This is a genomic window from Bartonella sp. AA89HNZF (genome assembly GCF_042196905.1).
In the GTDB taxonomy this organism is placed as follows: Bacteria; Pseudomonadota; Alphaproteobacteria; order Rhizobiales; family Rhizobiaceae; genus Bartonella.
Genome location: NZ_JBHIRD010000003.1, coordinates 39,749 through 53,067 on the forward strand (window position 1 = coordinate 39,749; position 13,319 = coordinate 53,067).

General features: G+C 40.8%; 10 protein-coding genes and 1 pseudogene. 9 read left to right on the plus strand and 2 right to left on the minus strand.

All coding sequences use genetic code 11. The features are described 5' to 3' along the window. Nucleotides 1-22: 22 nt before the first annotated feature. Both leuS and ACFIN0_RS02275 read left to right on the plus strand, forming a co-directional pair. Nucleotides 23-2,665, plus strand: coding sequence for a leucine--tRNA ligase (gene leuS / locus ACFIN0_RS02270; protein ID WP_375701823.1), 2,643 nt, complete (start codon nt 23-25; stop codon nt 2,663-2,665). Beyond that, nucleotides 2,652-3,248, plus strand: coding sequence for a hypothetical protein (locus ACFIN0_RS02275; protein WP_375610312.1), 597 nt, complete (start codon nt 2,652-2,654; stop codon nt 3,246-3,248). Before leuS ends, ACFIN0_RS02275 begins: the two co-directional genes overlap by 14 nt. On the opposite strand, the gene fsa is transcribed toward ACFIN0_RS02275, so the two are convergent. Further along, on the minus strand, nt 3,245-3,898 hold the full coding sequence (gene fsa / locus ACFIN0_RS02280; protein ID WP_375701824.1) for a fructose-6-phosphate aldolase: 654 nt from the start codon (nt 3,896-3,898) through the stop codon (nt 3,245-3,247). The two genes, ACFIN0_RS02275 and fsa, sit on opposite strands and share 4 nt — an antisense overlap. Before the next feature lie 680 nt (nt 3,899-4,578). On the opposite strand from fsa, the gene ACFIN0_RS02285 reads away from it, so the two are divergent. The 4 genes and pseudogenes from ACFIN0_RS02285 to ACFIN0_RS02300 all read left to right on the plus strand — a co-directional run. Continuing rightward, nucleotides 4,579-4,704 carry a hypothetical protein gene (locus tag ACFIN0_RS02285; protein WP_375610310.1) on the plus strand — a complete coding sequence of 42 codons (126 nt, stop codon included), beginning with the start codon at nt 4,579-4,581 and terminating at the stop codon, nt 4,702-4,704. Nucleotides 4,705-5,617: 913 nt separating this feature from the next. Continuing rightward, the gene (locus tag ACFIN0_RS02290; protein ID WP_375608608.1) at nt 5,618-5,740 is read left to right on the plus strand and encodes a hypothetical protein; all 123 of its coding nucleotides are present in this window, start codon (nt 5,618-5,620) and stop codon (nt 5,738-5,740) included. A 147-nt stretch (nt 5,741-5,887) separates the two neighbouring features. Further along, complete coding sequence (locus ACFIN0_RS02295; protein ID WP_375701883.1) at nt 5,888-8,095, plus strand: primosomal protein N'; 2,208 nt, start codon at nt 5,888-5,890, stop codon at nt 8,093-8,095. Nucleotides 8,096-8,224: 129 nt separating this feature from the next. Then, a pseudogene (locus ACFIN0_RS02300) lies at nt 8,225-8,408 on the plus strand (hypothetical protein); the annotation flags it as partial. An 892-nt stretch (nt 8,409-9,300) separates the two neighbouring features. Here ACFIN0_RS02300 and ACFIN0_RS02305 read toward each other — a convergent pair. Then, a complete protein-coding gene (locus ACFIN0_RS02305) occupies nt 9,301-9,519 on the minus strand; it encodes a hypothetical protein (RefSeq protein ID WP_375701825.1) in 219 nt (72 codons plus the stop codon). Between the two features lie 739 nt (nt 9,520-10,258). Here ACFIN0_RS02305 and atpH point away from each other — a divergent pair. The 3 genes from atpH to ACFIN0_RS02320 are packed head-to-tail and all read left to right on the plus strand — an operon-like array spanning nt 10,259 to nt 13,310. Further along, the gene (gene atpH / locus ACFIN0_RS02310) at nt 10,259-10,843 is read left to right on the plus strand and encodes an ATP synthase F1 subunit delta (protein WP_375606584.1); all 585 of its coding nucleotides are present in this window, start codon (nt 10,259-10,261) and stop codon (nt 10,841-10,843) included. After that, nucleotides 10,843-12,378, plus strand: a complete 1,536-nt coding sequence (atpA, locus tag ACFIN0_RS02315) for a F0F1 ATP synthase subunit alpha (RefSeq protein WP_375606583.1) — start codon at nt 10,843-10,845, stop codon at nt 12,376-12,378. Before atpH ends, atpA begins: the two co-directional genes overlap by 1 nt. 20 nt (nt 12,379-12,398) lie before the next feature. Continuing rightward, nucleotides 12,399-13,310 (plus strand): F0F1 ATP synthase subunit gamma, encoded by a 912-nt coding sequence (locus ACFIN0_RS02320; protein WP_375701826.1) that lies wholly within the window; start codon nt 12,399-12,401, stop codon nt 13,308-13,310. The last annotated feature ends 9 nt before the right edge of the window (nt 13,311-13,319 follow it).

Here is a 13,319-nt window from a genome sequence, read left to right on the forward strand (position 1 = left end):
TTATTAAAAGAGTATAATGGGAATGACGATTGAGCATTATAAGATAGGCGAACGCTATAATCCACGTGCGAGAGAAAAAAAATGGCAAGAAATTTGGGATGAAAAGAAAATTTTTCAGACTGTCCAAGAAGATGCTCGTGAAAAATATTATGTTTTAGAGATGTTTCCTTACCCTTCTGGCCGTATTCACATGGGGCATGTGCGCAATTATGCCATGGGAGATGTGGTTGCACGCTATAAACGCGCAAAGGGGTTTAATGTGCTTCATCCCATGGGGTGGGACGCTTTTGGGATGCCGGCTGAAAATGCTGCTATGCAAAATAAAGTGCATCCTAAAACTTGGACTTATCAAAATATTGCGGTCATGCGCGGGCAATTAAAACAATTAGGGCTCTCACTCGATTGGGCACGTGAATTTGCAACTTGTGATGTGGAATATTACCACCGCCAACAAATGTTGTTCCTTGATTTCTATCAAAAGGGGTTGGTAGCACGTAAAGTGGCTAAGGTGAATTGGGACCCTGTTGATCATACTGTTTTGGCCAATGAACAGGTTGTTGATGGACGGGGATGGCGTTCTGGTGCGTTGGTGGAACAACGTGAGTTGACCCAGTGGTTTTTCAAAATTAGCGACTTTAGTGAAGATCTCTTGGCTGGGCTTGAAGAGCTGAACCAATGGCCTGAAAAAGTTCGCACCATGCAAAAAAATTGGATTGGAAAATCACAAGGTTTGCTGATTCGTTGGGCTTTAAAGTCGGCGGGTGATGCTGATGATGTTTGTGAGAAATTTGATGAGGTTGTTTGTTATTCAACGCGTCCTGATACACTGTTTGGCGCTTCCTTTTTGGCTCTGTCTGTTGATCATCCTATTGCACAAGCTTTGGCAAAAAAAGACAAAACGTTGAGTGCTTTTATTGAAAATTGTCGGTGTGGTGGAACGACAACGGCAGCACTTGAAACAGCTGAAAAACAAGGGTTTCTCACGCCCCTTTTGGCTGTTCATCCTTTCGATTCAACAGTACATATTCCCGTTTATATCGCGAATTTTGTGCTTATGGACTATGGAACAGGGGTTGTTTTTGGTTGTCCAGCTCATGATCAGAGAGATTTCGATTTTGCGCGTAAATATGATCTTCCAATAAAACCCGTGGTTTTGCCAAAAGGAGAGCAAGCAGAAGATTTTGTTATTACTGAAACACCTTATACGGGTGATGGGGTGATGATCAATTCTAGTTTTTTGGATGGTTTGACACCCCGACAAGCTTTTGAAGAAGCTGCTAAAAAGCTTGAAAAACAAATGCTCAATGGGCAACCGCAAGGGAAGAAAACAGTGCAATTTCGTTTGCGTGATTGGGGGATTTCGCGTCAACGTTATTGGGGGTGCCCCATTCCCATGATCCATTGTACAACTTGTGGGGTTGTTCCTGTTCCGCGTGCTGATTTGCCGGTTGTATTACCTGATGATGTTACTTTTGATCAACCAGGAAATCCTCTTGCACGGCATGAAACATGGCAGAATGTTACTTGTCCTTCCTGTGGTCAACCTGCCAAACGCGAAACCGATACCATGGATACATTTGTTGACTCTTCTTGGTATTATGCACGCTTTACGGCTCCTTTTGCGCAGGGACCTGTTGACAAACAAGCAACAGCTGAATGGTTGCCTGTGCAACAATATATTGGTGGAATTGAGCATGCCATTTTGCATCTTCTTTATGCACGCTTTTTTATGCGTGCTATGAAATTGGTCGGTCATGTGACGGTAGATGAGCCTTTTAAGGGGCTTTTTACCCAAGGTATGGTGGTGCATGAAACCTATCGAGATGGTAAAGGGTGGGTTTCTCCAGCAGAAATTTCGATTGTTGAAAAAGATGGAAAGCGTCAGGCTTATAAATTAACCGATCAAAGTGAAGTGACGATTGGTTTGATTGAGAAGATGTCTAAATCAAAAAAGAATGTTGTTGATCCTGACGATATTATTGCATCTTATGGTGCTGATACTGTGCGCTGGTTTGTGTTGTCAGATTCTCCCCCCGAGCGGGATGTTATCTGGACAGAATCTGGTGTTGAAGGGGCTCATCGCTTTGTCCAGCGTGTTTGGCGCCATGTGGCTGTGAGTGCTTCTGTTTTAAAGGATATATCCCCTTGTGCAGGGCATCAGGGGGCGGCTTTGGAACTCTCAAAAGCAGCCCATCGTACGCTCCACGCTGTAGAAGATGATTTGGAAAAATTCGCTTTTAATCGGGCTATTGCACGCCTTTATGAATTCTTGAATATTATGGCACCGTTGTTAAATAGGATAGAAAGTGTTGACGATGAAATGAAAGCTTCTTTACGTCAAGCTATGGATTTTTTTCTTGCCATGATTGCACCAATGATGCCTCATTTAGCAGAGGAATGTCATGCGGCTTTAGGGGAAGAGACTTTAATGTCTACGCTTGCTTGGCCTGTTTATGATCCTGCATTAATCGTTGAAGAAAGCTATACTTTGCCGGTGCAAATTAATGGTAAAAAACGTGGTGAGGTGAGCGTTGCAGCAACAGCGAGTGAGACGATGATTAAAGAAGCGGTTTTGGCTTTAGATTTCGTACAGGCGCAGCTGATTGAAAAGCCTATGAAAAAAATCATTGTTGTTCCAAAAAGGATTGTGAATGTCGTTCTTTAAAAGTTTTCTGCTTGTCGTTTTAGCTGGTGTATTCACACTGTTGTGTGGATGCAAAGTTGAGCCGCTTTACCGTCAGGAGTCGCAGAGTTCAATGGCGATGAATTCTGCTTCTTATGGGAATTCTTCTTCTGGGCAAGCTTCTTTGGGGCTTGCGCAAAAGCTTGCTTCTATTGTTGTGGAAGAACCTTCGGATCGTTTTGGTCAAATGGTGCGCAACCATCTGCTTTTTCTTTTGTATGGAAATGGTGGTAAACCTTCTCTACCTGCTTATCAATTGGCATTGCAGATATCCGTCTTTACAAGAGAATCGATGCAGATAGAGGTTGATTTCGAGAAAAAGAGAAAGGGACGACCTTCTGTTGGAACTGTTATGAGCAGAGCTTCTTACACTTTGCAGGATATGAAAAATATGCCTGTTGCAAAAGGAACAGCAATGATGAATGCATCTTTTGAACGCCTTCGTCAAGAATATGCAACGCTGCAAGCAGAAGAAGATGCAAAAAAACGTGTCGCGGAAGAGTTGGCTGAACAGATCTTTTTGTTACTTTCAAAAGATCTTTCCAATAAAACTTCTAGCCATTAAACAATATTTTGTCCTGTTTTTTTCCAGTCGTCGAGGAATATTTGCAATCCTTTGTCGGTGAGAGGGTGTTTGACCAGTGCTTTTAAGACTGCTGGTGGAACTGTTGCAATGTCAGCACCACTGAGTGCTGCTTCTTTGACATGATTAACGGTGCGGATTGAAGCGGCCAAGATTTGTGTTTCAAAGTTATAGTTATCATAAATTGTGCGAATTTCATGAAGCAGTTCACTTCCATCATTTCCACAATCATCAAGTCTCCCAATAAAAGGTGAAACGAATGTTGCACCTGCTTTGGCGGCTAATAAGGCTTGATTGGCTGAAAAACAAAGTGTGAGATTTGTTTTTAGTCCTGCTGCTGTGAGGGCTTTACAGGCTTTTAATCCATCGAGTGTTAAAGGAAGCTTGATACAAATATTGTCGGCAACCTTTGCTAAAACAGCCGCTTCTTTCATCATGTCTTCAAATTGAGTTGCTGCAACTTCAGCAGAAACAGGTCCACGAACAAGGGCGCAAATTTCTTTTGTAACATCAAGAATATTGCGTCCTGATTTTAGGATAAGAGAGGGATTGGTGGTAACACCATCAACAAGGCTTAAATTCTGTAACTCTTGAATTTCTTCAATATTGGCGCTATCCACAAAAAATTTCATATCTAACCTCTTCTTTTTAGCTTTTATCCTATTTTTTGTTATGCGCTATTGTTGACTGCAAAAGCAAGAGAAAGAATTAATATCTGTGTAAAGAACAAGAATGCTATGATGTTAATCATATACTCGTTTTCGGTAAAGAAATACGATTTATCGTTTTCACACCCATTTCATAGCGTTGCTTGTAATAAGGTATAGAATTCATTGTGTACCAACATTTTTGCGTAGCGGTATTTTTATACTTATGAAAATAGGCTAGCATTATCACACACTTTGCTCATTTCTTATTTGCGATTGCTCTTGATATTTGAGTGTGCATCATAAGATACCTTCGGTACGTTTAACCTTATTTTTGATGAAAACGAATGGATTCATTGTGTCGTAATAAAACACCATTGAAGAAGGCATGTAAAATTTTACGCATGAAGTATTTTATATGGTCAACATATTGATTTATAATGATAAATAATTGTTTAACTTGAATTATAACGCCAAAGACAGAAAGATTTTCTCATCACGTATTTTGCTTTATATTGAATCAATTAAAATCACTTGTTTGCACGTCATAAGAGCGGCAGAATGTGGGGAATAAGTATTTCAGAAAGTACTCAAGATGCTTCTTATGAATTGTTTCAAGTGCTAAGGGGGGGTGTTGCAACATCCATGAGCTGGCAAGGTATGTGATGGTGCTGGTTTACTCCTTTGTGAAGCGTAAAGATGGTGGTGATCAGTGGATTTATCATTATACCATTCATGGTTTGCGTTGCGAAAAGGGCGTGGATTTGTATGAGAGTTTGATAAATATTTAGAGAAAGGAGCTGTATCTTATAAATTAGCTTACTTTAGGAGGGAGATATGAATCACATAAAGAGGTTGTAAGTCCGTTTAGGAAGCAGGATTATTTACAAAACATTATGTACAGGACATTATTTATAGATCGGCGAGGTTAAAAATCTTCATTTTTGAAATGTGGCGAGGACCCTCAATGACTTATGATCATTGGAAGTTCCATAAGATGATGAGAAAAATGGGCTAAAATAGCGTTTAATGTCTTAGAAATTTCATTGGAAAGATCTTTTGACAATAAAAATCTGTATAAACAATTTTTTAACTCTATACTTTTGTACTGTATTGCATTGATTTATAAAGATAATTCACTTTTTGTATGTTGAATGAGAACGCCGAATATCGTAGATTCTCTCATTCTAAACCTGTTTGATGTTGAATCAATAAAAATCATTTTCTTGCGGGTGATAAACGGGAAGAGCCGTGGAGAGTGAAACTGTCCAAGAAAGAAGAGAAAATACCTTTTATGAATCATTTTAAGTGCCAAGGGGCTTGTTGGCAACATCCACGAGCTGGTAAGGTGTGTGTTGGTACCGGCTTATTGCTTGTATTGTTGTTGCGTAGTTTCAACTAGGTTGAAAAATGTACGCATTGTTTTCACACTTTGGCATGAAGCAAGACAAATATTGCGATGGTTTTGCGCACTATTATCCCACCGGTACTCAAAAACATGGCGTACTCTCTCATTAATAAAGATTTACAAATGTTCCTCGATGGGTTTGAAATGAGAAAATTTATCGTATTGAGGGGTTCTCATTCAACATACAAAAAGTGAATTATCTTTATGAATCAGTTTATTGAGGATTAAATTGAAACATGAGGCGCAAAAAAATAAAGTTTTTGTGTTAAGAATAAGTTGCACTATGGGATAGTGTTGTGGAGGGGTATACTTACGATATCATGTTGAATGTTTATAGTAGATGGGCTTTATTTGCACTGGAGAATGGCGCTGGTTTTTTTGCTATAGAGGATGAGATTGGTTTTTTGTTGGTGCTTTGATGATGGAATGAGTGTTTAAAAGAATTTTTGTGAGAAAAGTGCTGTGATAGGGGGGAAGATTGAATCCCGCAATGAATTTTAATTAAGAGTATTTAAAGATAGGTATAGACCTGTTGGTGCTCGAGGGGTTGTAGATTGGTTAAAAAGATGAATTCAAACATGATGGAGGAAAAGATTGTATCCGTATTGGTTCCTCTTCCTGTTGCTCACCCTTATAGTTATAAAGTTCCATCTTCTATGGAGGTGAACGTTGGGTCTTTTGTTCGGGTTCCGGTGATGGGGCGTGAACTTTGCGGTTTTGTTGTGGACGTTGAAGAAAAGAGAGCCGATGGGCAAGGGGCTGCACCTGTGGCGCGTGAAAAATTACGCTTTCTTCTTCATGTTTTTGATTGCCCCCCATTAAAGACAGAAATGATCACATTTTTGCGTTTTGTTAGTCGCTATACAATGGCACCTTTTGGTCTTGTAGCGCGATTGGTTTTGTCTGTACCGGCTGCTTTAGAGCCGGAAGCGCAGATGCTGGGGTTGCGATATTGTGGTGGAAATGTAGAACGTCTCACACCAGCGCGATCGCGGGTTTTGGAATTGGTGCGTAATGAGAAGATATGGACACGTTCTGGTCTGGCACATGCGGCTGGAACTTCGGTTTCTGTTGTTGAAGGTTTAAAAGCTCTAGGGGTTTTCGAAGATGTTATGGTTCCTGCTCCTGACCTTGTGGAAATGCCTGATCCTGATTTTTGTCCTCCTCAGTTGCAGGGAGCGCAAAATGAAGCAGCAACAGTATTGCGGGAAGGTGTTTTATCTTCTCAGTTTAAAGTTTTTTTGCTTGATGGTGTGACTGGATCTGGAAAGACAGAAGTTTATTTTGAAGCGGTTGCTCAAGCCTTCAAAGGGGGTAAGCAGGTTTTAATTTTATTGCCGGAAATTGCTTTAACACAGCAGTTTTTAGATCGTTTTTATGCACGCTTTGGCGCTGCGGCAGCAGAATGGCATTCTGATTTGACGCCACGTCGTAGAGAACGCGTCTGGCGGCAAGTTGCAGAAGGGCGGGTGCGTGTCGTTGCGGGGGCTCGTTCGGCACTTTTTCTTCCCTTTCATGAGCTTGGCTTGATTGTTGTCGATGAAGAGCATGATAGCGCTTATAAACAAGAAGAGCGCATTTTTTATCATGCGCGTGATATGGCTGTTGCACGGGGCTCTTTTGAGCATTTTCCTGTTATTTTATCCTCAGCCACACCGTCGATTGAAAGCCAAGCCAATGTTTTAAAAGGGCGTTATCAAAAGGTGCATTTACCATCCCGTTTTAAAGAAGTCGCACTTCCACAGTTGCGGGTGGTTGATATGCGTCAAGGAGGGGTGCAAAAGGGGCGCTTTATTTCTTTTGCTCTTGAAAGAGCTTTAAAACAAACGCTTGATAAGGGTGAACAAGCTCTTCTTTTTCTTAATCGCCGCGGTTATGCACCTTTAACTTTATGCCGAATTTGCGGACATCGTTTTCATTGTAACGATTGTTCAAGTTGGTTGGTAGAACATCGCGCGCAAGGGCAACTGAAATGTCATCATTGTGGATATCATCAACCGCTTCCTGAAGCCTGTCCTGAATGTGGAACTTTAGATCATCTTGTAGCTTGTGGACCGGGTGTGGAAAGAATTGCAGAAGAAACAAAAATACTTTTTCCACAGGCACGATCATTGATTCTTTCAACAGATCTTAAAGGGGGAATTGGGCAGTTGCGAAGCGAATTGCAAGCCATTGCCAATGGCGATGTGGACATTATTATTGGAACACAGTTGGTCGCTAAAGGACATCATTTTCCCAAGCTCTCTTTGGTTGGTGTTATTGATGCTGATCTTGGTCTTGCCAATGGCGATTTACGCGCAAGTGAACGTACCTATCAGCTGCTTTCTCAAGTTACCGGAAGAGCAGGGCGTGTGGGATTGAAGAGTTTAGGATTATTGCAAACCTATCAACCAGATCATCCGGTTATAAAAGCCTTACTTTCATGTCAACCAGAAGATTTTTACACACGTGAGATTGCGGCACGTCAGCATTATCATTTGCCTCCCTATGGGCGGCTTGCCTCTTTGATTGTGTCGGCACAACAGCGCCAAGAAGCAGAATATTATGCGCGAGCATTGCGTCAAGCAGTGCCACGGGAAAAAAATATCTCTGTTATGGGACCAGCAGAAGCGCCTTTGGCTCTGGTTCGGGGGCGTTATCGTTTTCGGCTTTTGCTGCAAGGACAGCGCTCTTTTGATATACAAGGGTTTATACGTGTAATGCTTAGTGGTATACCCAAAATGCCCAGTTCTGTTCGAGTTCAAATTGATATTGATCCACAAAGCTTTTTCTAAAACCAGTATAGCATAAAGTGAAGGTCTCTTTGCTTAAGGTGCTTTACTTGAACTCTTATTATTATTCAGAATAAGCATCTAAGCAGCAAAATATGATATATGTACATTGCATTAAGCAGCGCCACGGGAAAAAATATCTCTGTTATGGGACCAGCAGAAGCGCCTTTGGCTTTAGTTTTGGGGCGTTATCGTTTTCAGTTTTTGCTGCTTTTTTTATTTTAGGAGCAATATTCTTTGGATAAGGGGGCAATGCTTGGCGGTATACTTCAAAATGCCCAATTCTGTTCTGGTTCAAATTGATATTGATCCATAAAGCTTTTTCTAAAGCCTGCGCAATATTAAAATGAAGGGTGTGGATTTAATGAAGATCGTGTTTTTGATGTTGTTTGACAGTCAAATCTCATACAGCAGCATGTAACAGAAAATAAAATGTTTTTGTTCTGTACGAGTCGTTTTGATGTTATGCCCAATTAGAGTGAAAAATATTATATCTGCTTTATTTATCTTTGATGAGAACACAGATTCATTTTGGAGCGTAAGGGTAAAAATGAGCGTCTATCGTTACCATCTTTTTATTTGATTTTATTGTTTTTAAAAGCGTTCATAGCAATATTTTTTATCATGGAGCTGTTCCAGTTCTTCACGCTTTTATTACCCTCATTTTTTAATGGGGTTGCGTTTTTCATGCAAAGCAGAGCAACCAAAACAGAATATTATTGTATTGTTACATTTATATGCTTGTTTAAGTAAATGTTTCTCAGTACGCTCGAATTCATTTTACGATGTTATCTGTGAATAATATAATGTAAGGGCTTTCATGAATGCAGAAGCCGTTAGGGAGTACCACCTTTATTTTATAAAGTACCGGTTGGCACCAGTATATTATTTTAGCTCTTAGTCTTACAAAAGCTCTTGGTCCTTGAGAGCGTTTATAAGAGATGTTTTTTCTTTAATCATTTTATCCATCTTCCTTACCTGTAATGGAGCAAGGGAATGATTTTGATCAAAGGATTTGAAATGAGAGAATCTTACGATGTTGGGGTCAGTATGAAGAAAGAAGCATTATCATTATAAATCAATGCATTGTATATTTAAGTTGTATATTTAAAAAGTGTTTTTAAAAGGAAATAATTTGGTGAAATGTTTTCAGAAGCGTGGGTATTTGAAGAAAAAAGATCAAATTTTTCTTAATTTTAAGAGGGATATCAGTTATTTTTCTTGCTTATGAGTTTGAAATAACACATTTTTTCAGTCGCAGTCGCAGTCGCAGTCGCAGTCGCAGTCGCAGTCGCAGTCGCAGTCGCAGTCGCAGTCGCAGTCGCAGTCTTGTTTATAAGGATAATGTATTGTTTTGTATGTTGAATGAGAGTTTCGAATATCGTAAGCTTCTCTCGTTTCAAACCTGTGTATGTTAAATCAATCAAAATTATTCGCTTGTACATAACAAGCGGGAATTGAGTATGTGGAGTGAAACTATAGAAGATAAGGAGTAAAAGTGCTTCTTATGAATCGTCTCTAATGCCAAGGGCTGTCGCAATATTGGGAACTGGGCAAAGTGTGTGGTGTGGGGAACGCTTGTTTCTTCATAAGCGTAAAGATGGGGGCTCAATGGATTTACTGTTATACCATTTATGGGTACTGTCATAAATGGGCTTGGGAGCTTTGAGAGATGTCTCTTTAAAACAAGCCTGTTAAATTGCAACCCAATGGCGTTCTGTTCTCGTGAGGGATGTAATCCCATTCTAGAACGCAATAAACAAAAGTGTGAGGCAATGCATAATTGCTTCTCGCGAAAGCTCTTGTGGTGATAAGAGGGTGATCTTTAATGTTAAGTAGGAACCGTTTTTTGGGGGTGGAAAGAGCATTGGGAGTAAAATTAAAGAGAGTGAAAAAAATCGCTCAGAGAATGTCAAAAAGAGGCATAAAAAAACTGTGATGCCATCCTGTATATCTAAAAAAATGCTTTTTAAAAATATTTTGAATATTTTATTAAAATTTTTAAAAAGCAGCGATTTGTGGTGTTGCGAGTCAGTTATGTCTATGCTAGAAATCAAATGATTTTTGTTCTAAGTTTTAAGAAGAAGATTCTTAAAATAGAGAGTGTCTGTTTCATTTCATCTGATAACTATCAGAGAGTCGCTCAAGGGAAAGAGGCGGTATTTCGTGTCGGATTCATTTTCTCTCATACCGCTGCCGTTGGTAGATCAACGCTATGCGCAAGCGCTTTTTGATTGCGTTCAAGAAGCGGGGAACGTTGAAAAAGTTGAAAAGGCAGTGGAAAAAATTTTGCTTGTCTTGGAGCAAAATGAAGATTTAAAACGCTTTGTGCTCAGTCCATTCTTTTCAGTCAAAGAGCAAATTAAGGTGATGCAATCTATTTGTGAAAACATCAAATTTGCTGATAAAAACGCAGGACAGGTTATTGGTGATTTTTTACGCGTTATTGCAGCAAACCGTAGGCTTAGTGCCGTATTTGGTATTTTACATGCTTTTCAACGTTGTGTTGCACGCGCTCGTAATCAAGTAACAGCACAAATTATTTCTGCGCGCTCCTTAAGTTCTCAACAAAGACAAGAATTGTGTGAGGCTTTGGAAAGTGTCGTCGGGGGAAAAGTTTTGCTACACATCATTGTGGATCCAACGATTCTTGGTGGATTAATCGTTCGTGTGGGGGCGTCTCAAATTGATACGTCCCTTCTAACAAAATTGTCTTCGCTTAAGCTTGCATTGAAAAAAGAGGTCAGCTGATGGATATTAGACCATCTGAAATTTCAAAAATTCTAAAAGAGCAAATCAAAAACTTTGACCAAAAGGCTGAGGTTTCAGAAATTGGTTGGGTTCTCTCTGTTGGGGATGGTATCGCCCGCGTTTATGGTTTGGATAATGTCCAAGCAGGGGAAATGGTTGCTTTTCCAAACGGTGTGCGCGGTATGGCTCTCAATTTGGAAATTGATAATGTTGGTGTGGTCATTTTTGGCTCAGATCGCGATATCCGTGAAGGGGATTGTGTAAAACGATTGGGTGCTATTGTGGATGTTCCTGTGGGTCCCGCTTTGCTTGGGCGTGTGGTTGATGCATTGGGAAATCCTATCGATGGTAAGGGACCCATTAAAGCAACAGAACGTCGTCGTGTTGATGTTAAGGCGCCTGGAATTATTCCGCGTCAGTCTGTGCATGAACCGATGTCGACCGGATTGAAAGCGATTGATGCACTCATCCCCATTGGACGGGGGCAGCGTGAATTAGTGATTGGTGATCGCCAGACAGGAAAAACAGCGATTTTGCTCGATACATTTTTAAACCAAAAGCCTTTTCATGAAAAAGAGGCTGGACGAGAGCAAGATAAAGTTTATTGCATTTATGTCGCTATCGGTCAAAAACGTTCGACGGTGGCGCAGTTCGTTAAAGTTTTGGAAGAACGTGGAGCACTGGAATATTCTATTATTGTGGCGGCAACCGCTTCTGATCCAGCGCCATTGCAATTTATTGCGCCTCTTGCCGGATGTGCTATGGGCGAATATTTTCGTGATAATGGGCAACATGCTTTGATCGGTTATGATGACTTGTCAAAACAGGCGGTGGCTTATCGTCAAATGTCTCTTTTGTTACGTCGTCCTCCAGGTCGTGAAGCTTATCCGGGAGATGTTTTCTATCTTCATTCGCGTCTTTTAGAGCGGGCTGCGAAGTTGAATGCAGAAAATGGATCTGGGTCTTTGACAGCTTTGCCAGTCATTGAAACGCAAGCAAATGATGTTTCCGCCTATATTCCTACAAATGTGATTTCGATTACGGATGGGCAAATTTTTCTGGAGACTAATTTGTTTTATCAAGGAATTCGTCCCGCTGTAAATGTTGGTCTTTCTGTGTCGCGTGTTGGTTCTGCTGCACAAATTAAGGCGATGAAACAGGTTGCCGGCTCGATTAAAGGTGAATTGGCGCAATATCGTGAAATGGCAGCTTTTGCGCAGTTTGGCTCTGATTTGGATGCGTCAACCCAGCGTCTGTTGAATCGAGGAGCACGCTTGACTGAGCTTTTAAAGCAGCCACAATTTTCTCCACTCAAAACAGAAGAACAGGTGGTGGTTATTTTCGCGGGTGTGAATGGCTATCTTGATTCTCTAGCGGTTTCTGATGTTGCGCGGTTTGAGCAGGGGCTTTTGGTGCTTTTGCGGAGTGATTATCAAGATCTCTTAAAGGCAATTGCCGAGCAAAAGCAGTTAACAGACGAGCTGAAAGATAAGTTGATGACGGTTCTTAACACTTATGCGAAAAATTTTTCGTGATGAATTAATGGAATGCTTGAATGGCCTCACTAAAGGATCTTAGAGACCGTATCGCTTCGGTTAAAGCAACACAAAAGATTACTAAAGCTATGCAGATGGTTGCAGCAGCAAGGTTACATCGTGCACAAGAGGCGGCGCAGTCTGCTCGTCCTTATGCGAAGAGAATGGCTGATATTTTGACCAGTGTCGCTGCTGATGTGGATGGTGTTGATGCACCTGCTCTTATGCGAGGCACAGGGCGAGATGATGTGCATCTCCTGGTAGTATGTACTGCTGAGCGCGGTTTGTGTGGTGCTTTTAATGTGCAAATTGCTCGTCGTGCACGTGAACAGATTAAAGCACTGTTGGCATCTGGTAAAATAGTGAAAATTATTACCGTAGGTAAAAAAGGTGCGGATATTTTATCGCGTGATTACAAAGGTTTGATAATTGATCACATCGATTTGCATGCTGTAAAGCGAATTAGTTTTGCAGAGGCGGTGATGATTAGTCAACGGATTGTTGATTTATTCAATGATGGCGCTTTCGATGTCTGTACGCTGTTTTATTCTGAATTTGTTTCCGTCATTAATCAGCGACCGACAGCTTTTGGTTTGATTCCAATGATTGCTCCAAAAGCAGTTGTTGAGGCAATAGATGTTGTAGAGCAAACCGATCATAGTAAGGGATCTCAATCGATTGTTTATGAGTATGAACCGGATGCTGCTTCTCTTTTAGAGACGCTTGTGCCACGCAATCTTTCGGTGCAAATCTTTCGGGCTTTGTTGGAAAATGTTGCTGGTGAAATGGGCGCAAAGATGACGGCTATGGACAATGCATCGCGCAATGCAGGTGAAATGATTAATAAATTGACGGTGGCTTATAATCGTCAGCGTCAGGCACAGATTACGACAGAATTGATCGAAATTATTGCGGGCGCTGAAGCGCTTTAAATGGAAAAG

Bases quoted from the DNA above. Each gene is read 5' to 3' on its own strand.
- leuS (WP_375701823.1), top strand. From the start codon at position 23: ATGACGATTGAGCATTATAAGATAGGCGAACGCTATAATCCACGTGCG.
- ACFIN0_RS02275 (WP_375610312.1), top strand. From the start codon at position 2,652: ATGTCGTTCTTTAAAAGTTTTCTGCTTGTCGTTTTAGCTGGTGTATTC.
- fsa (WP_375701824.1), bottom strand. From the start codon at position 3,898: ATGAAATTTTTTGTGGATAGCGCCAATATTGAAGAAATTCAAGAGTTA.
- ACFIN0_RS02285 (WP_375610310.1), top strand. From the start codon at position 4,579: ATGGTGCTGGTTTACTCCTTTGTGAAGCGTAAAGATGGTGGTGATCAG.
- ACFIN0_RS02295 (WP_375701883.1), top strand. From the start codon at position 5,888: ATGAATTCAAACATGATGGAGGAAAAGATTGTATCCGTATTGGTTCCT.
- atpA (WP_375606583.1), top strand. From the start codon at position 10,843: ATGGATATTAGACCATCTGAAATTTCAAAAATTCTAAAAGAGCAAATC.
- ACFIN0_RS02320 (WP_375701826.1), top strand. From the start codon at position 12,399: ATGGCCTCACTAAAGGATCTTAGAGACCGTATCGCTTCGGTTAAAGCA.